Here is a 21,318-nt window from a genome sequence, read left to right as displayed (position 1 = left end):
TACGCCGGAAACCTGACGTGCGACCGTCTGAATCTTGACGTGAAGAGATGTCCAGCGGTCAGGCTATCCGACCCTGGGCGTCCCACACCCCCGTACACCTGTGGGACGCCTCACGCTGATCGATCATTGACCGGTAGTGGCCGCTCGCCCTCAATGGGCAGCGGCCTTTCCGGCCGCGCAGCCGCTCTTCCCGCTCTTCAGCGTGGCGCACGCCTTCGCGGCCGCCGGGCCGTCCACGGCGAGCATCTTGGTGTACGTGTCGCGGTACGCGTCCGCCACCACCGCGTCGCCCGCCGTGCCGCCCGAGCTGATCTGCACCCGGTCCCCCGGGGCTACCTGCTTGAGGCGGGCCCAGGCGGCCCGGCACGTCTTGCTGTAGCGCACCTCGACGACCGAGACGCCGACCTTGGCGCTGCCCACCGTCTGGACCAACTTGTCGGTGCAGCCCATCGCTTCGGGGTCCTGGCCGGTGCACGAGGCGGCCACACACTTGACCCCGGCGGGCAGCGCGGACGACGACGCGGAGTGGCTCGGGGTGGGCTTTGCCTGCGGTTTGCCGTCGCTCTTGCCGAGGTCGGTGAGGAGCACGGCGGACGTGATGACGAGGAGCGCGCCGACCACCCCGGCCAGGAACATGACGATCCGGCGCCGGTTGTGGCCCGGCCCGGCGGGCGGCTTGGGGGCCCACTGCTTCGCCTGCTTCGGCCGCCGGTCGGTGAGCCCCGCGCTGGGCGACTGGGCGCGCGCCCCGCCCGGCGCCTCGGCAGGACCGAACTCGCCGAGCGCGGCGCGCGCCTGGGCGACCCGGGGGGCCTCCATGGTGCGGTCGTGCCGCTGCTCGGAGCGGCTCCAGGCCCGCTCGGCCAGCTCCCACATGGTGGTCAGATGGACGGGATTGGTGCCGGTCACCTCGGCGAGCGCGAGCACGGCCGCCTTGGGGGCGAGGAGGCGGCCGCCGAGATACCGCTCCCAGGACGTCTTGCTGTACCCGGTCCGGTCGGCTATGGCGGCGACGCTGAGCCCGCTGCGGTCCACCAGCCTGCGCAGCTGGCTCGCGAACTCCCGCACCTGCGGGTCGAGCTCCTCCGGCAGCGCCTTCCAGCGAGGCATCGCTCCCCCCAAATTTCCGTCACTACCCCCAGGGATGCACGGGCCCAGGATGTCAGTTCCCGCAGTGGTGCGCACCGGGACGAAGGAGGTGACTTGGGGCGGGTGGGGACGTTCGGAGCCGGTGTCTAAACCCCGCCCGGGGTGACCAGGCCGGTCTCGTACGCCACCACCACCGCCTGGGCCCTGCTGTCCAGGTCGAGTTTGCTCATGGTGCGGTTGAGGTGGGTCTTGACGGTGGCCTCGCTGATGAACAGCTGGTCGGCGATCTCCAGGTTCGACATGCCGCGCGCGGTGAGGCGCAGCACCTCGGTCTCGCGGGCGGTCAGCGCGCCGATCTCGGGCGGCGGTTCGTCGCCGGGCCGGCCGGTGCTGGAGGCGAAGGCCTCGACCAGGCGACGGGTGACGCTGGGGGCGAAGAGGCCGTCGCCGCCGCCGACCGCGGCGACCGCCGCGAGCAGCCGCTCGGGCCCGGAGTCCTTGAGCAGGAAGCCCGCGGCCCCGGCGCGCAGCGCCTGGTAGACGTACTCGTCGAGGTCGAAGGTGGTCAGGATGAGGATGCGCGGCGCTGGGTCGGGGGCCTCGGCGAGGATGCGCCGGGTGGCCTCGATGCCGGTCGTACCGGGCATCCGGATGTCCATGAGGATCACGTCGGGGCGGGTCGCGGCGGCCTGGCGCACGGCTTCGGCGCCGTCGCCCGCCTCGCCGACCACCTCGATTCCGGGCGCGGCCCTCAGCAGTCCGACCAGTCCGGCCCGGATGAGGAACTGGTCGTCGACGACGAGCACCCTGATCATCCCGATGCGTCTTCTTCCCCCGAAAGCGCCCCTGCGGAGGTCGGCAGGGTCAGGGTCACGGCGAACCCGCCTTCGCTCCGCGGGCCGATGCTGATCGACCCGCCGTAGAGCTTGGCCCGCTCTCGCATGCCAATCAAGCCGTGTCCACCACCCGTACGCACTCTGTCCGAAATCACCCCCTCCCGCTCGACGCCCTCGCCCTCATCGATGACCGAAACAGTCAACTCATGCTGTTTGTAATGGAGTTGGACCTCCGCCCGGGTTTTTCCGGCGTGTTTGAGTACGTTGGTGAGCGCCTCCTGCACCACGCGGTAGGCGCACAGTTCGACGCCGGGCGGCAGCGGGCGCGGGGTGCCCAGGGTGCGTACGGTGACGGGGATGCCGCCGGCCCGGATGCGGTCGGCCAGCTCGCCGATCCGGTCCAGGCCCGGCATGGGGTCAGCGGGCGCCCCGTCCTCGGCCTCGCGGAGCACCTGGAGCATCCGGCGCAGCTCCTCCAGAGCCTCGGCGCTGGTGCCGGAGATGGTGGCGAGCGCGGCCCGGGCAGTGGGCGGATCGGAGGCGAAGACGAATCCGGCGAGCCCGGCCTGCACGGAGATCACCGACATGTGGTGGGCGACCACGTCGTGCAACTCCCGTGCTATCCGGCCGCGTTCGGCGGCCACCTCGCGCCGCGCCCGCTCGGCCTGTTCGCGCCGGAGCTGGCGGGCGAGCTCGGTGGAGCGACGGGCCAGCGCCCCGAAGCGGAGCAGGACGAGCGCGAACACGAGGGCCTGGGTGACGACGGACGCCATGGACCCGCGCGGGCCCGCCGCCACCCCGGCGTAGATCCAGACCCCCACCATGAGCACCCCGCAGGCCACCGCCGTACGCAGGGCGCACAGGGACGCCACCGTGTACAGCGAGAGCATCGGCCCGAAGGTGGCCACGACGGGCCAGTACCCGCCGGCCACGTACACGACGAAGACGAGGTGCGTCCACAGCAGTACGGCCAGCGGCGCCCGCACCCGGAAGGCGAGCGGCAGCCCGGCCAGCGCGACCAGCAGATATCCCCGGGCGCCCAGCGGATCCCAGCCCTGGCTCCCGGACTCCCTGCCGAGCACCGCGGAGGCACCGGTCAGGGCCACGGCGATGAGCGCATCGGCGAATTGGGGGCGGATCCGCATCGTCGCAGGGTAACCCCGGCACGGCCACGAGGACGTCAACCCATCGCAGTACTGCGGGAGTTGTAGGGGATCAGGCCTGTACTGCCGCTGTTCCAGGGCGAGTTCAACCCGGTGCGGGACGACGGGGTGCCGCACCTGTCGTAGTTTTCCACCGGCGGGACGGCGGACGGCCCCGCACTCACCCGGGGGAGAGTGCGGGGCCGTCCGGTACCACGCCCTACCTGACCGTGAAATGAACCGCGTCCTCAAGGAACGGCACGTTCAGCCAGGGCCGGGGCTGGGCCATCAGGGCCAGGAGCACGATGGCCAGGCCCAGCACCCCGTACGTGGTGATGTCCGTGAAGCGGGACCGTACGGCCAGCATGCCGACGGACGGCAGCGTCCACCGCAGGGCCGCGCCCGCGAGCAGGGCCGCGCCGATGATGACGAGCCCGACCCGGAAGGCCTGGCCGAACGGTTCGGTAGCCACCATGAGGAGCCCGAAGCCGACCGCGACCAGGACGGAGAGCAGCGGCCACTGGCGGGCGGGCGCGGAGGCGTCGCCGGGTGCGGCACGGCCGCCGCCCTCGGGGCGTGCGGTGTCCCGTGTGACGGAGGGGAACCGCCGCGAGCCGCCCTTGCGGGGCCGCGCCGAGGGCGCGTCCGCGGTGGACCCGCCCGGCGCGGCCGACGGCTCCGCGTCCTTGGCCGGCTCGGGACTCGTACCAGCACCCATGGGGCTCAGGCCTTTCCGGTCAGCCCGCGTCGGCGGCGAGCTCGGCCGCCTCGACGACGTTGACGAGCAGCTGGGCGCGGGTCATCGGGCCGACCCCGCCCGGGTTCGGCGAGAGCCAGCCGGCGACCTCGGCGACGCCGGGGTGCACATCGCCGACGATCTTGCCGCTCTCGTCGCGGCTGACGCCGACGTCGAGCACGGCCGCGCCCGGCTTCACGTCCTCCGGCTTGATGAGGTGCGGAACGCCGGCCGCCGCGATGACGATGTCGGCCTGCTTGAGGTGCGTCGACAGGTCGCGCGTGCCGGTGTGGCACTGGGTGACCGTCGCGTTCTCGGAGCGGCGGGTGAGCAGCAGCGGCATGGAACGGCCGATGGTGACACCGCGTCCGACCACGACGACCTCGGCCCCGTTGATCTCCACGCCGTGCTTGCGGAGCAACTGGATGATGCCGTACGGGGTGCAGGGCAGCGGGCCCGGCTCGTTGAGGACGAGGCGCCCGAGGTTCATCGGGTGCAGACCGTCGGCGTCCTTGGCCGGGTCCATCAGCTCCAGGATGCGGTTCTCGTCGATGCCCTTGGGCAGCGGCAGCTGGACGATGTAGCCGGTGCACGCGGGGTCCTCGTTCAACTCCCGCACCACCGCCTCGATCTCGTCCTGCGTCGCGGTCGCGGGCAGCTCGCGCTGGATGGAGGCGATGCCGACCTCGGCGCAGTCGCGGTGCTTGCCCGCGACGTACTTCTGGCTGCCGGGGTCCTCCCCGACGAGCACGGTCCCCAGGCCGGGCGTGACGCCCCGCTCCTTCAGGGCCGCCACGCGGACGGCCAGTTCGGATTTGATCGCTGCGGCGGTGGCCTTGCCATCGAGAATCTGGGCGGTCATGTTTCCCATTCTTTCAGGGCGACGCATGATCGCCCAAGTTGCACTTGCACAACACATCCAGCAACCGGCTGGACAAACTTATGTCTCATTTAGAACGATGACCCGCGCAGTGCCGCGGGCAGTGCCGGGGGGCAATCCGCTCAGAACAGCTATTCCTCCGCTCGGGCCGCGTCGTCCCCGCAACACCAACGGAGGAAAATCCGTCATGAGCTTCGGCGACCCGAACAACCCCTACGGGCAGCAGCCCCAGCAGCCCCCGCAGGGCGGCAACCCGTACGGCCAGCAGCAGGGCCAGCCCGGCTACGGCTACCCGCAGCAGGGCCAGCAGGCCCCGCAGGGCGTCCCGCCGCAGGGCTACGGCTACCCGCAGCAGGCCCCGCAGGGCTACGGCTACCCCCAGGCGCCGCTCGGCTTCGCCGGTGGCATGCCGCCGTACGCGGGCTGGATCCAGCGCGTGGGCGCGACCATCATCGACGGCCTGATCATCGGCGTCCCGTACGGCCTGCTCGCGGGCATCGGCGGCGCCATCGGCAAGGGCGTCGGCGTCTTCCTGGCGCTGCTCGGCTTCGTCGCCCTGATCGGCCTGATGCTCTGGCTCCTCTACCAGGAGGGCACCACCGGCCAGACTCCCGGCAAGAAGGCCGTCGGCATCAAGCTGCTCCGCGAGAGCGACGGCCAGCCGATCGGCTTCGGCATGGCGTTCGTGCGCCGGCTCGCCCACTTCCTGGACAGCATCGCCTGCTACCTCGGCTGGCTCTGGCCGCTGTGGGACACCAAGAAGCAGACCTTCGCCGACAAGGTGTGCTCCACCGTGGTGGTCAAGTCCGCCTGACCCGCCCCGGCCGGTCCACAAGGCCGCACCCCGCACTTGGGGTGCGGCCTTCCGCGTACCGGAGCCCGACGCGGGCGAACGCGTGCCCGGCTCCTGTGCGGGATCAGTGGAAGAAGTGGCGCGTTCCGGTGAAGTACATCGTCACGCCCGCCTTCTTCGCAGCCTCGACCACCAGCTCGTCGCGGACCGAACCGCCGGGCTGGACCACGGCCTTGACCCCGGCGTTCGCCAGGATCTCGAAGCCGTCGGGGAACGGGAAGAACGCGTCGGAGGCGGCGTACGAGCCCCGCGCGCGCTCCTCGCCGGCCCGCTCGACGGCGAGCTTCGCGGAGTCGACCCGGTTGACCTGGCCCATGCCGACGCCGACCGAGGCTCCGTTCTTGGCGAGCAGGATCGCGTTGGACTTGACGGCCCGGCAGGCGATCCAGGCGAAGGCGAGTTCCTTCAACTCGGCCTCGGACAGGGCCTGACCGCTGGCCAGCGTCCAGTTCGCGGGGTCGTCGCCCTCGGCCTGGAAGACGTCGGTCTGCTGGAGCACCGCGCCGCCGGAGACCGCCTTGAGGTCGCCGGGCTGGTGCGGGGTGCCGTCCACCTTGAGCACCCGGATGTTCTTCTTGCGGGCCAGCACCTCGACGGCGCCGTCCTCGTAGTCCGGGGCCGCGATGACCTCGGTGAAGATCTCGGCGACCTGCTCGGCCATCGCCACCGTCACCGGCCGGTTGACGGCGATGACGCCGCCGAACGCGGAGAGCGGGTCGCACTCGTGGGCCTTGCGGTGGGCCGCGGCGAGGTCGGCGTCGATCGCGATGCCGCACGGGTTGGCGTGCTTGATGATCGCGACGCACGGCTCGTCGTGGTCGTAGGCGGCGCGGCGCGCGGCCTCGGTGTCCACGTAGTTGTTGAAGGACATCTCCTTGCCGTGCAGTTGCTCGGCGTTGGCGAGCCCGCCCGGCTGACCGTCGGTGTAGAGGGCCGCGGCCTGGTGCGGGTTCTCGCCGTAGCGCAGCGTGGACTTGCGCTCCCAAGTGCCGCCGAGGAACTCGGGCAGCTGGGCGCCGCCTTCCTCGGGCGCGTACACATTGGTCATCCAGGACGCCACGGCCACGTCGTACGCGGCGGTGTGCTGGAACGCTTCTGCCGCCAGGCGCTTGCGGGCGGTCAGGTCGAAGCCGCCGTTCTTGACGGCGTCGAGCACGGCCGCGTACCGCTGCGGGCTGGTGACCACGGCGACCGAGGGGTGGTTCTTGGCGGCGGCGCGGACCATCGACGGGCCGCCGATGTCGATCTGCTCGACGCACTCGTCGGGGCTCGCGCCGGAGGCGACGGTCTCCTTGAACGGGTACAGGTTCACGACGACCAGCTCGAAGGGGCGCACCCCGAGCTCGTCGAGCTGCGCGCGGTGGGCGTCCAGGCGCAGGTCGGCGAGGATCCCCGCGTGCACCTTGGGGTGCAGCGTCTTGACCCGGCCGTCGAGGCACTCGGGAAACCCGGTGAGCTCCTCGACCTTGGTGACCGGCACGCCGGCGGCGGCGATCTTCGCGGCGGTCGACCCGGTGGACACCAGCTCGACCCCGGCCGCGTGCAGCCCTTGCGCCAGCTCCTCAAGGCCCGTCTTGTCGTAGACGCTGACCAGCGCCCGCCGGATGGGCTTGACGGTGTCCGTACTAACCGAGTTCACCGATCTGAACCTTTCGTCCCTCAATGCGGTAGCCGTTACGGGCCAGGCGCCCCACGACATCGACGAGCAGCCGTCGCTCGACTTCCTTGATCCGCTCGTGCAGAGCGGCTTCATCGTCCTCGTCCCGGATCTCGACCACGCCCTGGGCGATGATCGGGCCGGTGTCGACGCCGTCGTCGACGAAGTGGACGGTGCACCCGGTCACCCTGGCGCCGTACGCGAGCGCGTCGCGTACGCCGTGGGCTCCGGGAAAACTGGGCAGCAGCGCGGGGTGGGTGTTGACCACACGCCCCCCGAACCGGGCGAGGAATTCCTTCCCCACGATCTTCATGAACCCGGCCGAGACGACCAGGTCCGGCGCGTACGCCTCGGTGGCCGCGGCAAGCGCCGCGTCCCACTCCTCGCGGGAGCCGTGATCCTTGACCCGGCAGACGAAGGTCGGGATCCCGGCCCGCTCGGCGCGCTCCAGACCTGCGATGGCATCCCGGTCGGCGCCGACGGCCACGATCTGGGCGCCGTATCCGTGCGGATCGGCGGCGATGGCGTCGAGCAGGGCCTGCAGATTCGTGCCGGACCCGGACACAAGCACCACAAGGCGGGCAGGGCGCCCTGTTTCGGGCGGGGAAGTGGACGCGGAGGGGGGCGGGGAGGCCACAGCGGGGCTCTTTCTCGCGGTCGTACGTCTTTGTGTGGTCGTACGAACGAATCGTGCCCCTCGATACGGGGAACTCTACGAAAGCGCCGACCGTCAGCAACGATACCGGCACACCGGACGGCCCCCACGGGACGGGGGCCGGACCGCCAGGTAGCGTCTGGGAGGACGCCGCGAGACGAGACCTGTCTCACTGACTTGTTTCACTTACATGCGAGATGTGACCCCCTGGCCCGACCGGCCGGTCGTGGGTCCGAGGGGAAGACGTTCACCAGATGCCGGACCGACGCCACCAGCTGTTCGCAGCCCGCCAGTCCTCCACCCCCGGCTCCCCTCATTCGACGGACCCGGGGAACTCGGGACCGGAGGGCACGGGAAGCGGCACCGGAGCGGGCCCCGCCGACGACAACCCCTTCGCCCCGCCGCCCGAGGGCCGCCCCGACCAGCCCTGGCAGCCGCGGCGCCCGGTACCGGGCGAGGGCGGCGAAAACCCCCAGGGTTCGCCGTGGGGCAGCCAGTGGAGCAACCAGCAGCCCGGCCGCGCGCCCGGCGGTTTCGGCCAGCGCCCCGAGCGTCCGGAGGGCGGCCCGGGCCAGAACCCGCCGCCCCCGCCCGGCCTGCGCTGGGACCCCACGGACCCGGCCCAGCGCCGCGCCCGCTACGCGCTGCTGTCCGGGATGTGGGCGTTCTTCTTCGCCCTGTTCGACATGCCGGAGGTCGCCCTGCTCCTGGGGGCGCTCGGCCTGTACTGGGCGATCAGCTCCCTGCGCGCCAAGCCGAAGCCCCCGCAGGCGCCGTCCGCCACGTCCCCGGCTCCCGCCGCCCCGGCGCCGCCGCAGGGCAGGCCGCAGATGACGGCGGCGGTGACGGGCCTGGTCACGGCGGTCCTCGCCCTGACGGTGGTGGCGTCGACCTACACGATGCAGATCGTGTACCGCGACTACTACACGTGCGTGGACGACGCCCTGACCAAGTCGGGCCAGTTGGCCTGCAACGACCTCCTCCCGGAGAAGCTGGTGCCGTTGTTCGGGGTGAAGGAGTAGCTCCCGCGGGGCGCTACTCGACGGCCCCGCGCTGCGTCTCGGCGCCGTCCGGCGAGCGGTCGGGGTCGTGCTCGGGTGCGGGGTCACGCTCAGGTGCGGGGTCGCGTTCGAGTGCAGGGGCACCCTCGGGTGCGGGGCCGGGTTTCGGGGTGGGGTCGCCTTCGCGTGCAGGGCCGCTTTCGCGTGCAGGGTCGACCTCGCGTGGGGCGTCGTCTTCCCGTACGGGGGCGGGTTCGAGTGCGGGGCCGGATTTCGGGGCGGGTGCCGGCACGGGCTCGTCGCCTCCGGTGTCACCTCCCGGCGCCGATCCAGGACCGGCCTCCAGCCCCTCCGGCGATCGAGGAGCCGGGTCCCGGACGAAGCCCCGGTTCCCCAGCCCCGGCGGGCTCGCCGGCCGCGCGGGAATCTCCGGCAAAGCCAGACCCGCTCCCCACCCGGAACCGAACCGCAACCCCGAATCGCCCTCCGGCCCAGACTCAGCGCCGGCTTCCAGCCCCTCCGGCGATTGAGGAGCGGCGTCCGGGCCGGAGCCGCTCTTCGGGAAGGGGCCGGGCTCGGGAGAATCCGCCCCGCCCCCGGGCGGCGGAATGTCCGCCATCAGCCCACCCGACGCCTCCTTGAGCGCCGCCCACCGAGCCTCCCGCGCCCCGTCCTCGTGCCACAGCCCGCCCCCGCCCACCGGCAGGAAGTCGTAGTCGCGGTCGGCCCCGCCGGCCGCGACCACCGGCGCGGCCGGCTTGCGGCGCGACCGCCACGCGAACACCCCCACGACCCTGGCCCGCACGGAGCGCCGCTCGAAGGAAGCCTCCCGCCTCCGGCAACCCCGCAGGATCACCGCCCCCGGCACCCCCACGACCGCCGCCCACAGCAGCGCCGCGCCCCCGGTACGCCACCAGACCGGCCCGAGCACGGCCAGCCCCCGCGTGCCCAGCGGCCCGCCCGCCAGCGCCGCGAGCAGCGCGAGCGCGCACCCGCACAGCACGGCCCCGAGCAGGGCCGCCCACGCGGTCTCCCGGCGCCCCCAGCCCCCGGCCACGGCCGCCCGCGCGGTGAACCGGGCCAGCACCACCCCAGCCGCCAACGGCACCATCACCGCCGCCCAGTTCCACCAGGACCCGTGCGCGCCCGTCGGCACCGCCGCGAGCAGCGGGAAGTGCGGCAGCGCGGGCGTGCCCACCACGCCGAGGGGGCCCACCAGCGTCCCCGTACCGACGGCGAAGCCGGGCCCGAGCCCGTACGACGCGCCCCACACCGCCGCGTTCGGCACCAGCGTGACGCCGAGCAGCAGCAGCGCGAGCCGCCCCGACGAGTCCTCCGCGAGCCGCAGGAACGCGTCCTCGGCGACGCCGAAGTGCCAGGCGGCCCCGGCCGCCGCGAGCAGCGCGCCACCGCCGAGCAGCACCGCGGTGGCGGCCCCGGCGGACCGTGCGGCAGCACTCGTACGAGCGGCCAGCAGCGCGCCCCGCACCCACGCCGGAACACGGTCGGGCAGCGGTCCGAGCGGTCGGCCGTGCGCGGTCCAGACGCCGGCCCCGGCCGCGAGCGCCACCGTGAGCGGCAGGTGCAGCAGCGCGCTGAGCGGGGCGGCGGGCATGGGTCCGGCGGCCGCGTACAGCACGGCGGCCACCGCGATCACGAGGTATCCGCAGGTCACCCCCCAGAACACGGGCCAACCGGGAGGCAGCGGCCCGAGGCTGTCGTCCTCGTACGCCTCGTCCTCGTCGGGCATCAGCGCGTCGCGGGCCGCGCGGTGGGCGAGCCAGACGGGCAGCGCCGCCAGGAGCAGCGGCATGACGCCGACCGGCGCCGGCGTGCCGGTCAGGGTTTCGGGCCTGACCAGCTGCACGCCATGGGCGAGCAGCCACAGGGAGGTGGCCGTGCGCAGGGCGCCGCCAAGGCCGCTGTCGGGGTACGGGGAGGTGATCCACAGCAGCATCACGGGCACGGCCAGGGCGCCGAGCCCGACCCCCGCCGCGATCGCGCCGCGCAGCGAACAGGTGGCGAGTACGGAGGAGCGCGCCTGGGCGGAAAGCAACGGCAGGCTGCGGTCGGTCATTTGGGTCACCCGAGCCATGCTGCCAACGACACGCGCTTTCTTCGCGTAACCGGCGAATGGCCGATGTGTCGCTCAATATACGGTTATGTACTTTTTCACCCGGGGTGTTTCGAGCTGCGTCGCCACGGGTGCAACAGCCGCTACGGCCTTCGCGGGGAGCCCTGGGAGCCTTCATGACACAGAGCACGGCCGATACCAATGACACCGATGCCAGGCCCCCCCTGCCCACCCCCAAGGAACGGCGCCGCCTGCGGGAGGCGAAGGACCTGACCGAGGCGCAGGTCGCGACGGCCGTCGGCGTCACGCGGGCGACCGTGCGCTCCTGGGAGACCGGCCGCACAACGCCACGTGGGCGCAAGGGCGAGCACTACGCCCGGCTGCTCGCCGCCATCGAGGCGGAGATGACAGCGGTGGCCGAGCAGGACGACCTCGACGTCGACGACGGCTCCGAGTCCTGCTCCGGGGCCGGGTCCGACGGCAGCCCCAACGACGGCTCCGACTCCGGCGAACAGGACTCGGCGCGTCCGGCCACCGCCGCCCGGGCCCAGCCTGCGAAGGGGGCCAAACAGCCCGCGAAGCCGCACGCCGCCAACACCCGCCCCAAGCCGGCCGCCAAGAAGGCCGCGAAACCCCCGGCCACCCCGCACACCCGCCACGAGCACCCGGCCCCGGCTCCGGCCGCCTCCGTGCCCGTCCCCGCCAAGGAAGTACTCAAGCCCGGCGCGCCGACCGGCGCGGGAGCCCCGCCCGGGGACGCCGCCCGCATCCTGCCGGAGCAGCCCCACGACACCGAGGAGTCGGAGGCGGCGGCAGGCGAGCCCGACGCCGGGACCCACACCGAGACCGATCCAGACGCCGGGACCCCGCCCAAGGGGCCCGTCCCGCCCGCGGAAGCGCACCCCGGGCAGCGGGCCGTGCCGGGCCCGCTCACGGCCGCCGAGGCGTTCGACGCGCTGTACTGCTCCATCGCCCCCGACCTCGCCAGGCAGACCTATCTGCTCACCGGGCGGACCCGGCTCTCGCGCGAATCGGTGGAGCGCGCCTTCCATCTGGCCTGGGAGAACTGGCCCGCGGTCGCCACCGACCGCGACCCGGCGGGGTGGGTGCGGACGGCGGCGTACGAATACGCGATGGCCCCCTGGCACCGCTTCCGGCGCGCCCACAAGCACCCCGACCAGCCGCCCGCCGAGCCCGAACGCCGGGCGCTGCTCGACGCGCTGCTCGATCTCCCGCCCGCCTACCGGCGCACGGTGCTCCTGTACGACGGCCTCGGGCTCGACCTGCCGGAGACCGCCGCCGAGACGGAGGCCAGCACCCCGGCCGCCGCGAGCCGCCTGCTGCACGCCCGGGACGCCATCGCCCGCCGGGTGCCCGAGGCGGCCGGGGCCAAGAGCCCGGAGGCCCTCTCGTCCGTGCTGCGCGAACGCATCGCCGACCTCGCGTCCGCCGGGCCGGCCTCCGTCACCGCGCTGCCGTCCGCTCCGGTCGTACGCACCGGGAGCGAGCGGCGCCGCCGGTTCTGGACCCGGGCCGCGATCGCCTTCACCACGCTGATCGTCGGCGCGACGATGTTCACCGTGGTGACGGTGCCGCACTACCACGTGCTCCCGGTGCCGGCCGGTGAACGCGTCTCCGGCGTCCCCGTCAACAGCGGCCCGCAGCGGCTGACCAGCGAGGACGTCGAACTGCGCGACAAGCTGCGCAAGGAACCGGCCCGCGGCCCGTATCGCCTGGTCGTCGACATCCGCTGACCGCTCGTTCCCGTACGCGGACGCACGAGGGCCCGCACCCCCCGAGGAGTGCGGGCCCTTCATGCGTCCCCGCTACGCGAGGCGGTGCTCAGCTGCCGAGGATGGCGCGCGCGAGCTTGGCGGTCTCGGTCGGCGTCTTGCCGACCTTGACGCCGGCGGCCTCCAGGGCCTCCTTCTTCGCCTGGGCGGTGCCGGAGGAGCCGGAGACGATGGCGCCGGCGTGGCCCATGGTCTTGCCCTCGGGCGCGGTGAAGCCCGCGACGTAGCCGACGACCGGCTTGGTGACGTTGGCCTTGATGTAGTCGGCCGCACGCTCCTCGGCGTCGCCGCCGATCTCGCCGATCATGACGATCAGGTCGGTCTCGGGGTCGGCCTCGAACGCGGCGAGCGCGTCGATGTGCGTGGTGCCGATGACCGGGTCGCCACCGATGCCGACGGCGGACGAGAAGCCGATGTCGCGCAGCTCGTACATCATCTGGTAGGTCAGCGTGCCGGACTTCGACACCAAGCCGATACGGCCCGGCTTGGTGATGTCGCCCGGGATGATGCCGGCGTTGGACTGGCCGGGGGTGATCAGACCCGGGCAGTTCGGGCCGATGATGCGGGTCTTGTTGCCCTTGGCCTTCGCGTACGCCCAGAAGGCGGCGGAGTCGTGGACGGCGATGCCCTCGGTGATGACCACGGCGAGGGGGATCTCGGCGTCGATGGCCTCGACGACGGCGGCCTTGGCGAAGGCCGGCGGCACGAAGAGGACGGAGACGTCGGCGCCCGTCTTCTCCATCGCTTCCTTGACGGAGCCGAAGACCGGGACCTCGGTGCCGTCGAAGTCGACGGTCGTGCCGGCCTTGCGGGGGTTCACGCCACCGACGATGTTGGTGCCGTCGGCCAGCATGAGCTTGGTGTGCTTCATGCCCGTGGCGCCGGTCATGCCCTGGACAATGACCTTGCTGTCCTTGGTGAGGAAGATAGCCATGGTGGTGTCTTAACCTCTTCCCTTACTTCGCAGCCGCGAGCTCGGCGGCCTTGTCGGCCGCGCCGTCCATGGTGTCCACGCGCTGCACCAGCGGGTGGTTGGCGTCGCTGAGGATCTTGCGACCCAGCTCCGCGTTGTTGCCGTCGAGACGGACGACCAGCGGCTTGGTGACCTCTTCGCCCTTCTCGGCGAGCAGGGCCAGCGCCTGGACGATGCCGTTGGCGACCTCGTCGCACGCGGTGATGCCGCCGAAGACGTTGACGAACACGGACTTGACGTCCGCGTCGCCGAGGATGATCTCCAGGCCGTTCGCCATCACCTGGGCGGACGCGCCGCCGCCGATGTCGAGGAAGTTGGCCGGCTTCACGCCGCCGTGGTTCTCACCGGCGTACGCGACGACGTCCAGGGTGCTCATGACGAGACCCGCGCCGTTGCCGATGATGCCGACCTCGCCGTCGAGCTTCACGTAGTTGAGGTTCTTGGCCTTGGCTGCCGCCTCAAGGGGGTTGGCCGCGGCCTTGTCCTCAAGGGCCTCGTGCTCCGGCTGGCGGAACTCGGCGTTCTCGTCCAGGGACACCTTGCCGTCGAGGGCCAGGATGCGGCCGTCCTTGGTCTTGACCAGCGGGTTGACCTCGACGAGGAGCGCGTCCTCGGCGACGAAGGTCTTCCACAGGGTCACCATGGCCTCGGCGACGCCCTCGGCCACGTCGGCCGGGAACTTCGCCAGGGCGACGATCTCACGCGCCTTCTCGATGTCCACGCCTTCGACGGCGTTGACCGGAACCTTCGCGAGGGCCTCGGGGGTCTTCTCCGCGACCTCCTCGATGTCCATGCCGCCCTGTACCGACGCCATGGCGAGGAAGGTGCGGTTGGTGCGGTCGAGGAGGTACGAGACGTAGTACTCCGCCTCGATCTCCGGGGACAGCTCGGCGATCATCACCTTGTGGACCGTGTGGCCCTTGATGTCCATGCCGAGGATGTCCGTCGCGCGGGCGACGGCCTCGTCCGCGTTGGCGGCCAGCTTCACGCCGCCGGCCTTGCCGCGGCCACCGACCTTCACCTGCGCCTTGACGACCGACTTGCCGCCGAGACGCTCAGTGGCCTCGCGCGCCGCCTCAGGCGTGTCGATCACTTCACCGGCCAGCACCGGTACACCGTGCTTGGCGAAGAGGTCCCTCGCCTGGTACTCGAACAGGTCCACGCGCGTCCGTCCCTTTTCAGTGGTATCGCGGTTCCGTTGTCTGCTGGGCGTGCCGCGAAGGGCAACGTGACGGCGCTGTCACTGAGGGAGGCGTACACGGTGTCCGAGTACGCGGCATGTCCGTCTCGCAGGTTATCTCCGCAGGACGTAGGTCCCTAAATCAGGGATCACACCTGAGCGGTGATACCTGTCACAGATCGCCTGCTCAGGGCGCGCCCAGGTATGACCTCGCTCACGCCTCGGGTATCGGGAGCGGCCGCCGCTCGATCGCCGCGGCCATCACGTCGGGGAACAGGTCCGGGGTACAGGCGAAGGCGGGGGCGCCAAGCGCGGCCAGGGCCGCCGCATGCTCGCGGTCGTAGGCCGGGGCGCCTTCGTCGGAGAGCGCGAGCAGGGCCACGAACTGCACCCCGGACGCCTTCATCGCGGCGACGCGCTTGAGCATCTCGTCCCGTATCCCGCCCTCGTAAAGATCACTGATGAGAACGACCACGGTGTCGGCAGGACGGGTGATCTGCGACTGGCAGTAGGCGAGCGCCCGGTTGATGTCGGTGCCGCCGCCGAGCTGGGTGCCGAACAGGACGTCGACGGGGTCGTCGAGTTGGTCGGTGAGGTCGACGACGGCGGTGTCGAAGACCACCAGGCGGGTCGCGATCGACCGCATCGAGGCGAGCACGGCGCCGAAGACCGACGCGTAGACGACGGACGCCGCCATCGACCCGGACTGGTCGATGCACAGCACGACGTCCTTCTTCACGCCCCGCGCGGCCCGCCCGTACCCGATGAGCCGCTCGGGCACGACGGTGTTGTACTCGGGCAGGTAGTTCTTGAGGTTGGCCCTGATCGTGCGGTCCCAGTCGATGTCGCGGTGGCGGGGCCGGCTGATGCGGGCGCTGCGGTCGAGGGCGCCGGTGAGGGTGGCCCGGGTGCGGGTGGCGAGCCGCTTCTCCAGGTCCTCGACGACCTTGCGCACCACCGCCCGCGCGGTCTCCCTCGTCGTCTCGGGCATCGCCTTGTTGAGCGAGAGCAGGGTGCCGACGAGATGGACGTCGGCCTCGACGGCCTCCAGCATCTCCGGCTCCAGGAGGAGCGTGGCGAGCCCGAGCCGCTCGATGGCGTCGCGCTGCATGACCTGCACCACCGAGCTCGGGAAGTACGTACGGATGTCGCCGAGCCAGCGCGCGACGGACGGCGCGGACGCCCCGAGCCCGGCGCCGCGGTCCTTGCCCCCGCTCCTGCCGCCGCCGTAGAGCGCGGCGAGCGCGCCGTCCATGGCGGCGTCCTGCCCGGCGAGCGCGCAGCCGGTCCCCTCGGCGCCGGGCTCACCGCCGAGCACGAGCCGCCAGCGCCGCAGCCGCTCGTCAGCGCTTGGTCGCATGCTGGTCGTCAATCTCCCACCCCCGCAAGGCAGTTGGAGTCATCGAGGCCGTCAGGTCTGCCAAGGCTGTCCATTCCATCGGGGTCACTGGATCCGTCCCGTCCCAGCAGGAGGGCTATCAGCGGGAGTACGGCGTCGGCGCGGGCGGCATCGAGCCCGGACCCGAATCCGGGTACGGCGGCGTCACCGGAGCCGGACCGCACGGCCGGACCGCGCCGCACCAGCTCCCCGAGCGTGCGCCGCACCCCCGCCTCATAGGCGGCGAACGTCCTGCGCAGCAGGGGCAGTACGTCGGTGAACGCGTCCGGCGCCACGCTCGTCAGCCAGCCGTCGACGAGGCCGAGCAGCCGCTCGTCGTGCACCAGGAGCATGCCGCCGCCGGAGGCCCCGCCGACGAACCCCTCGATCCAGGCGGCCGCGTCGGCGGGCGGCGTGCCCGGTGACAGCGCGAGGTTCATGTGGCGGGCCGCGTCCTCGTTCTCGATCCGCCCGTCGTCGAGCAGCAGCCGCACCGCGCGGCCGCGGATGATCCCGGGCACGGTGTCGCGCGAGGCGAGCCGGCCGAGCACGGCGGACCAGCGCTCGCGGAGCCCGCCCGCTTCGGCGTCCGCGAGGAGGCCTATGGCGGTGTGGACGCCATCCAGATGGGTGCGCATCTCGGCGGCGCCGTCCGCGTCCAGGGCGGCGCAGGCGGGTGGCAGTCCCACGCAGATGCGTTCGGCGAGGCCTGCCGCGACCTCGGTGAGCCCCGCGGTCGTGGTGCCGCGCACGTCTCCGTAGCGCAGCGTGCGGGCGAGGGCCGGCAGGGCCTGGGCGAGGTGGGCGACGTCCGTGTCGAGCGCGGCCCGGTCGGCGAGCGCGCGCATCACCACCGGCAGCGCGTCCGGCAGTTCGGCAAGGAGGCAGCGCTCGGCGAGCGAGGTGATCTCGCCGAGGGCGGTCGCGGCGGCCGCCTCCGACCCGGCCTTGGCGGTGGCGGCGGCCAGGACGGTGGTGCCCCACACCCCGGCCTCGGCGACCCGCACCGACAGCTCCGGTTCCCAGCGCAGCCCCCAGTTCTCCCGGAAGGTGCCGGTGGAGCGGGCCTGCGTCTGCTCGCCCCAGCCGATGCCGAGCAGCCGCAGCCGGTGCAGCAGCCGACTGCGCCCCGCATCGGTGTCCTTGCGCAGGTCGAGCTCCAACTCCCGCTCCAGTGCCTCCGGTTTGAGCCGTAGGCTTCGCTGAGCCCTCGCGAGATCGCGCTGGAGCGGAACGGCGGGCGCGGCGTCGGGCACCTCGCCGAGCACCTCCCCCACGATCAGCCGGTCCCGGATCAGGCCGAGCGGCACGTCGGAGCCCTCGCACATCACGGCCCGTACGGCGTCGGTGGTCTCGGCGAGGCCGGGCAGCGGGCGGCCGCGCAGCGCGGCGAGCGTCCCGGCGAGCCGGACGGCCTCGATGACATGGGCGGAGGAGACCTGCCGGTCCTCCGCGCGGAGCAGCCCGGCCACCTTGGTCATCCAGCGCTCGATGGGCCGGTCGGGGGCGCTGAAGAGGTGCCCGTACCAGCCGGGCGAGTCGATCCCCGCGCCGTAGCCGCTGCGCCGGGCGAGCCTGCGGTGCGTCCAAGGGACCCAGGTCAGCTCGGCCTTGACCTTGGGCAGCCCCTTGAGCAGGGCGCGATCGGCGGCCACGGTGAACTTCCCGGCGAGCGCGGGCACGTGCCAGGCCCCGCAGACAACGGCGACCTGATCCCCGAACTCCCTTATCGAGGCCCGCAGTTGCTGACGCATATAGGCCTCGCGGACCAGATCGATCCCATGACCGCCATCGCCGTAGGTCTCGCGCAATACGGCCATGGCCTCGCCGAGCGCGGCGAACGGCGCCCGGGGGTCCGCCGCGGCGTCACGGTGCTCGACGACGTCCTCCCACCAGCGCTCCGGATCGTCGTACCCGGCGGCCTCGGCAAGCGTGCCAAGGGGGTCGACCCGCGCCCCGCCCTCCTCCGCCGACTCCTTCTCCACCGCCAGCGAATGAGCGGCGGGCAGATCAATGAAACGCACCTGCGCCCCGCGCTCCAGACCCCACCGGATCGCCACCCACTCCGGCGAGAATTCGGCCATGGGCCAGAAGGCGGCCCGCGCCGGGTCGTCGACGACAGTGGCGAGCAGCGCGACGGGCGGGCGCATGGCCTCGTCGGCGGCAAGAGCCACCAAGGCATCACCCTCGGGCGGCCCCTCGATGAGCACGGCCCGCGGCCGGGCGGCCTCCAGCGCGGCCCGCACCGCACGCGCCGACCCGGGCCCGTGGTGCCGCACCCCGAGCAGCAGGGGCCCTGTCATGCGGACACCTCGCGGCAGGCGCGGTAGAAGTCCTTCCAGCCGTCCCGCTCGCGGACCACCGTCTCCAGATACTCCTGCCAGATGACGCGGTCCGCCGCCGGGTCGCGCACGACCGCGCCGAGGATGCCGGCGGCCACGTCGCCCGCCCTGAGCACGCCGTCGCCGAAGTGGGCGGCGAGCGCGAGGCCGCCGGTCACGACGGAGATCGCCTCGGCCGTGGAGAGCGTCCCGGAAGGGGATTTGAGTTTCGTGCGGCCGTCAACGGTGACCCCGTCACGCAGTTCGCGAAAGACAGTGACAACCCGATGGATCTCCGCGATCCCATCAGGCACAGAGGGCAGATCGAGCGAGCGGCCGAGCTGGTCGACGCGGCGCGAGACGATGTCGACCTCGGCGTCCGCGGTGGCGGGCAGCGGGAGCACCACCGTGTTGAAGCGCCGCCGCAGCGCACTGGACAGCTCGTTGACACCACGGTCGCGGTCGTTGGCGGTGGCGATCAGATTGAAGCCCCGTACGGCCTGGGTCTCGGCGCCCAACTCCGGGATGGGCAGCGTCTTTTCGGACAGGATCGTGATCAGCGTGTCCTGGACGTCGGCGGGGATGCGGGTCAGCTCTTCGACCCGGGCGGTCATGCCCTGCGCCATGGCCCGCATCACCGGACTGGGCACGAGCGCGTCGCGGCTCGGCCCGTGGGCGAGCAGCCGCGCGTAGTTCCACCCGTACCGAACAGCCTCCTCCGGCGTGCCCGCAGTGCCCTGCACGAGCAGCGTGGAGTCGCCACTGACGGCGGCCGCGAGGTGCTCGGACACCCAGGTCTTGGCGGTGCCGGGGACGCCGAGCAGGAGTAGCGCGCGGTCGGTGGCGAGGGTGGTGACGGCGACCTCGACGATGCGGCGCGGGCCCACGTACTTCGGCGTGATCACGGTGCCGTCGGGCAGGGTGCCGCCGAGCAGATAGGTGGCGACCGCCCAGGGCGAGAGCCGCCAACGGACGGGCCTCGGCCGGTCATCAGCCGCGGCAAGCGCCGCGAGTTCCCCCGCGAAGGCATGCTCGGCATGCGGCCGCAGAGCCTCTTCCGTAGCGGCTTCCGCGCGGGATCGGGTGTTCGCGGACTCGATTTCGGACACAGCCATGACTCCCCCTCCAGATCGTTCGAGACGTTCGACCGGCTTGTGGTCACAACCGTGCACCACGGCACTGACAATGGCCCTTCGCCGCAGGTCAGAGCCGATTGTCAGTGGCCACCCGTACCTTCGGGGACATGACTCAGCAGGGGGTGCGCTGGACGTCGGAGCAGGTGCTCGCACTGGCACCTGACGATGCGTCACGCAAGGCGGGAAGCGGGCTCGGCACGGCCGGGCCGTGGTCGGAGAGCGGGTGCGACGGCGCGGGGGCGGTGTGGGGCCTGTGCAAGGGCAGCGGCAGCAAGCCGTACCAAACAGTGATCGACACAAATAACCAAAAATACAAATGCAGTTGCCCGAGCCGGAAGTTCCCGTGCAAACACGCGATAGGCCTGCTGCTCCTCTGGTCGGCGGACGAGCAGACGGTGCCGGACGGGTCGGCACCGGACTGGGCGGAGCAGTGGCTGAAGGGAAGAGCGGATCAGCCCCCAACCAAACGCGAAAATGATCCAGTTGAGGCGGCCAACCGCAGGGCGGAGAAACGAGCCGACCGGATCACGGCGGGCGCCACAGAACTGGAGCAGCGACTCTCGGACCTGCTGAGCGGCGGGCTTGCGGCGGCGGAGCGTCCGGGATACGGCCTGTGGGAGGAGACGGCCGCCCGCATGGTCGACGCCCAGGCGCCAGGACTTGCCTCACGTGTAAGGGAGTTGGGCGCGATACCGGGTTCGGGCCCGGGCTGGCCGATGCGTCTGCTCGAAGAGTGCGCGCTGCTGCACCTCCTGGACCGCGCCTGGCTCGGCCGGGAAGCGCTGCCGGACTCCCTGGCCGCGACGGTGCGCTCGCGCATGGGCGTCCCCACCGCTCCACAAGGACAGGCGATCCGCGACAGCTGGCAGGTCCTCGCCCAGTACGACACGGCCGACGCGAAGCTCACGACGCGCCGGATCTGGCTGTACGGCGAGAAGTCGGGCCGCTCGGCGCTGATCCTGGACTTCGGTGCGGCGGGCCGAGCTCCGGGGATCGCGCTGCCGGTGGGCCTGGCGCTGGACGCCGACCTGACGCCGTACCCGGGTGCGGGCCGGCTAAGGGCCGCCCTGGGCGAGCGGTACGGCACTCCGACCACCCCCGAGGGCCCGCCCCCGGGCGGCACGGTGACCGAAGCGGTCGAGCGGTACGGCCAAGCCCTCCTGGACGACCCGTGGCTGGAGACGTACCCGATGACGCTGACCGGGGCGATACCGATCCCCCCGAAGGATGGCGCCGACGACTGGCAACTAGCTGATGCCAACAACGAGTTGGCCCTCCCGGTGCCGCCGGGAGCGCGCCCGGCTCTGTGGAAGCTGGTAGCCCTGTCCGGAGGCGCCCCGATCAGGGTCTTCGGCGAATGCGGCCACAGAGGCTTCACCCCGCTGGCGGCGTGGCCTGATGGAGCAAGGCAGGCAGTAGCGCTGCCATGACGTGCAGGCAGGCGCCGCGCCTCCCCACAAGGAGGCGAAGGAGGTGTCTGAACGGTCATCGAGGCACTACGGGCGGGCGCGACTCCGGCCGGGTGGGGACGTGGTGGGGTGCCCCCGCAAGGAGGAGCGCTGGTGCTGGGGGGATTTTCGGCGGGCGGAACTGCGCGACGTATGAGGAGGTACC

17 protein-coding genes are annotated in these 21,318 nt (G+C 72.3%); 4 read left to right on the top strand and 13 right to left on the bottom strand.

The annotated features are described in order from the left end of the window. Positions 1 to 150 precede the first annotated feature (150 nt). The 5 genes from ADK54_RS27120 to ADK54_RS27100 all read right to left on the bottom strand — a co-directional run bounded on the left by ADK54_RS27120 (position 151) and on the right by ADK54_RS27100 (position 4,665). The gene (locus tag ADK54_RS27120) at positions 151 to 1,110 is read right to left on the bottom strand and encodes a helix-turn-helix domain-containing protein (protein ID WP_053728353.1); all 960 of its coding nucleotides are present in this window, start codon (positions 1,108 to 1,110) and stop codon (positions 151 to 153) included. 125 nt (positions 1,111 to 1,235) lie between these two features. Further along, entirely contained in the window at positions 1,236 to 1,904 is a 669-nt protein-coding gene (locus ADK54_RS27115) for a response regulator transcription factor (RefSeq protein ID WP_053728352.1), read from the bottom strand. Then, the gene (locus tag ADK54_RS27110) at positions 1,901 to 3,070 is read right to left on the bottom strand and encodes a sensor histidine kinase (protein ID WP_053728351.1); all 1,170 of its coding nucleotides are present in this window, start codon (positions 3,068 to 3,070) and stop codon (positions 1,901 to 1,903) included. Before ADK54_RS27110 ends, ADK54_RS27115 begins: the two co-directional genes overlap by 4 nt. Before the next feature lie 217 nt (positions 3,071 to 3,287). Further along, positions 3,288 to 3,785, bottom strand: a complete 498-nt coding sequence (locus tag ADK54_RS27105; protein WP_053728350.1) for a DUF3017 domain-containing protein — start codon at positions 3,783 to 3,785, stop codon at positions 3,288 to 3,290. 19 nt (positions 3,786 to 3,804) lie between these two features. After that, positions 3,805 to 4,665 (bottom strand): bifunctional methylenetetrahydrofolate dehydrogenase/methenyltetrahydrofolate cyclohydrolase, encoded by an 861-nt coding sequence (locus ADK54_RS27100; protein WP_053728349.1) that lies wholly within the window; start codon positions 4,663 to 4,665, stop codon positions 3,805 to 3,807. A gap of 205 nt (positions 4,666 to 4,870) precedes the next feature. On the opposite strand from ADK54_RS27100, the gene ADK54_RS27095 reads away from it, so the two are divergent. Further along, a complete protein-coding gene (locus tag ADK54_RS27095) occupies positions 4,871 to 5,497 on the top strand; it encodes an RDD family protein (RefSeq protein WP_053728348.1) in 627 nt (208 codons plus the stop codon). 103 nt (positions 5,498 to 5,600) lie between these two features. Here ADK54_RS27095 and purH read toward each other — a convergent pair whose 3' ends face one another. Then, a complete protein-coding gene (gene purH, locus ADK54_RS27090; protein WP_078966662.1) occupies positions 5,601 to 7,235 on the bottom strand; it encodes a bifunctional phosphoribosylaminoimidazolecarboxamide formyltransferase/IMP cyclohydrolase in 1,635 nt (544 codons plus the stop codon). Continuing rightward, on the bottom strand, positions 7,162 to 7,830 hold the full coding sequence (purN, locus tag ADK54_RS27085) for a phosphoribosylglycinamide formyltransferase (protein WP_053728346.1): 669 nt from the start codon (positions 7,828 to 7,830) through the stop codon (positions 7,162 to 7,164). Before purN ends, purH begins: the two co-directional genes overlap by 74 nt. A 272-nt stretch (positions 7,831 to 8,102) precedes the next feature. Between purN and ADK54_RS27080 the strand changes: the two genes are divergently transcribed. Next, positions 8,103 to 8,870 (top strand): hypothetical protein, encoded by a 768-nt coding sequence (locus ADK54_RS27080; RefSeq protein WP_053728345.1) that lies wholly within the window; start codon positions 8,103 to 8,105, stop codon positions 8,868 to 8,870. Between the two features lie 13 nt (positions 8,871 to 8,883). Here ADK54_RS27080 and ADK54_RS27075 read toward each other — a convergent pair whose 3' ends face one another. After that, positions 8,884 to 10,926 carry a DUF6350 family protein gene (locus tag ADK54_RS27075; RefSeq protein WP_053728344.1) on the bottom strand — a complete coding sequence of 681 codons (2,043 nt, stop codon included), beginning with the start codon at positions 10,924 to 10,926 and terminating at the stop codon, positions 8,884 to 8,886. Positions 10,927 to 11,099: 173 nt separating this feature from the next. Between ADK54_RS27075 and ADK54_RS27070 the strand changes: the two genes are divergently transcribed. Further along, positions 11,100 to 12,677 carry a sigma factor-like helix-turn-helix DNA-binding protein gene (locus ADK54_RS27070; protein WP_053728343.1) on the top strand — a complete coding sequence of 526 codons (1,578 nt, stop codon included), beginning with the start codon at positions 11,100 to 11,102 and terminating at the stop codon, positions 12,675 to 12,677. An 88-nt stretch (positions 12,678 to 12,765) separates the two neighbouring features. Here ADK54_RS27070 and sucD read toward each other — a convergent pair whose 3' ends face one another. The 5 genes from sucD to ADK54_RS27045 form a co-directional block, all read right to left on the bottom strand. After that, positions 12,766 to 13,650: a succinate--CoA ligase subunit alpha gene (sucD, locus tag ADK54_RS27065; protein WP_053728342.1), complete on the bottom strand. Its 885-nt coding sequence runs from the start codon at positions 13,648 to 13,650 to the stop codon at positions 12,766 to 12,768. Between the two features lie 22 nt (positions 13,651 to 13,672). After that, the gene (gene sucC, locus ADK54_RS27060) at positions 13,673 to 14,851 is read right to left on the bottom strand and encodes an ADP-forming succinate--CoA ligase subunit beta (protein ID WP_053728341.1); all 1,179 of its coding nucleotides are present in this window, start codon (positions 14,849 to 14,851) and stop codon (positions 13,673 to 13,675) included. Between the two features lie 232 nt (positions 14,852 to 15,083). After that, the gene (locus ADK54_RS27055; RefSeq protein WP_199827039.1) at positions 15,084 to 16,229 is read right to left on the bottom strand and encodes a VWA domain-containing protein; all 1,146 of its coding nucleotides are present in this window, start codon (positions 16,227 to 16,229) and stop codon (positions 15,084 to 15,086) included. An 8-nt stretch (positions 16,230 to 16,237) separates the two neighbouring features. After that, positions 16,238 to 18,550 (bottom strand): DUF5682 family protein, encoded by a 2,313-nt coding sequence (locus ADK54_RS27050; RefSeq protein ID WP_053728339.1) that lies wholly within the window; start codon positions 18,548 to 18,550, stop codon positions 16,238 to 16,240. Next, positions 18,547 to 19,683 carry an ATP-binding protein gene (locus ADK54_RS27045; RefSeq protein WP_053728338.1) on the bottom strand — a complete coding sequence of 379 codons (1,137 nt, stop codon included), beginning with the start codon at positions 19,681 to 19,683 and terminating at the stop codon, positions 18,547 to 18,549. The genes ADK54_RS27050 and ADK54_RS27045 overlap by 4 nt, the downstream gene beginning before the upstream one ends. A 128-nt stretch (positions 19,684 to 19,811) precedes the next feature. Here ADK54_RS27045 and ADK54_RS27040 point away from each other — a divergent pair, with 128 nt between their 5' ends. Further along, positions 19,812 to 21,134, top strand: coding sequence for an SWIM zinc finger family protein (locus ADK54_RS27040; RefSeq protein ID WP_053728387.1), 1,323 nt, complete (start codon positions 19,812 to 19,814; stop codon positions 21,132 to 21,134). The last annotated feature ends 184 nt before the right edge of the window (positions 21,135 to 21,318 follow it).

It is taken from the genome of Streptomyces sp. WM6378, from assembly GCF_001279695.1.
In the GTDB taxonomy this organism is placed as follows: domain Bacteria; phylum Actinomycetota; class Actinomycetes; order Streptomycetales; family Streptomycetaceae; genus Streptomyces.
The sequence above is the reverse complement of the archived record's forward strand: the minus strand, read 5'-3'. Positions and strand labels throughout refer to the sequence as shown.

Coding starts and splice junctions, on each gene's coding strand:
- ADK54_RS27110 (WP_053728351.1), bottom strand. CDS start 3,070: ATGCGGATCCGCCCCCAATTCGCCGATGCGCTCATCGCCGTGGCCCTG.
- ADK54_RS27100 (WP_053728349.1), bottom strand. CDS start 4,665: ATGACCGCCCAGATTCTCGATGGCAAGGCCACCGCCGCAGCGATCAAA.
- ADK54_RS27040 (WP_053728387.1), top strand. CDS start 19,812: ATGACTCAGCAGGGGGTGCGCTGGACGTCGGAGCAGGTGCTCGCACTG.
- ADK54_RS27055 (WP_199827039.1), bottom strand. CDS start 16,229: ATGCGACCAAGCGCTGACGAGCGGCTGCGGCGCTGGCGGCTCGTGCTC.
- purH (WP_078966662.1), bottom strand. CDS start 7,235: ATGTCGTGGGGCGCCTGGCCCGTAACGGCTACCGCATTGAGGGACGAA.
- sucD (WP_053728342.1), bottom strand. CDS start 13,650: ATGGCTATCTTCCTCACCAAGGACAGCAAGGTCATTGTCCAGGGCATG.
- ADK54_RS27120 (WP_053728353.1), bottom strand. CDS start 1,110: ATGCCTCGCTGGAAGGCGCTGCCGGAGGAGCTCGACCCGCAGGTGCGG.
- ADK54_RS27105 (WP_053728350.1), bottom strand. CDS start 3,785: ATGGGTGCTGGTACGAGTCCCGAGCCGGCCAAGGACGCGGAGCCGTCG.
- ADK54_RS27075 (WP_053728344.1), bottom strand. CDS start 10,926: ATGACCGACCGCAGCCTGCCGTTGCTTTCCGCCCAGGCGCGCTCCTCC.
- ADK54_RS27045 (WP_053728338.1), bottom strand. CDS start 19,683: ATGGCTGTGTCCGAAATCGAGTCCGCGAACACCCGATCCCGCGCGGAA.
- ADK54_RS27070 (WP_053728343.1), top strand. CDS start 11,100: ATGACACAGAGCACGGCCGATACCAATGACACCGATGCCAGGCCCCCC.
- ADK54_RS27050 (WP_053728339.1), bottom strand. CDS start 18,550: ATGACAGGGCCCCTGCTGCTCGGGGTGCGGCACCACGGGCCCGGGTCG.
- ADK54_RS27115 (WP_053728352.1), bottom strand. CDS start 1,904: ATGATCAGGGTGCTCGTCGTCGACGACCAGTTCCTCATCCGGGCCGGA.
- ADK54_RS27080 (WP_053728345.1), top strand. CDS start 8,103: ATGCCGGACCGACGCCACCAGCTGTTCGCAGCCCGCCAGTCCTCCACC.
- ADK54_RS27095 (WP_053728348.1), top strand. CDS start 4,871: ATGAGCTTCGGCGACCCGAACAACCCCTACGGGCAGCAGCCCCAGCAG.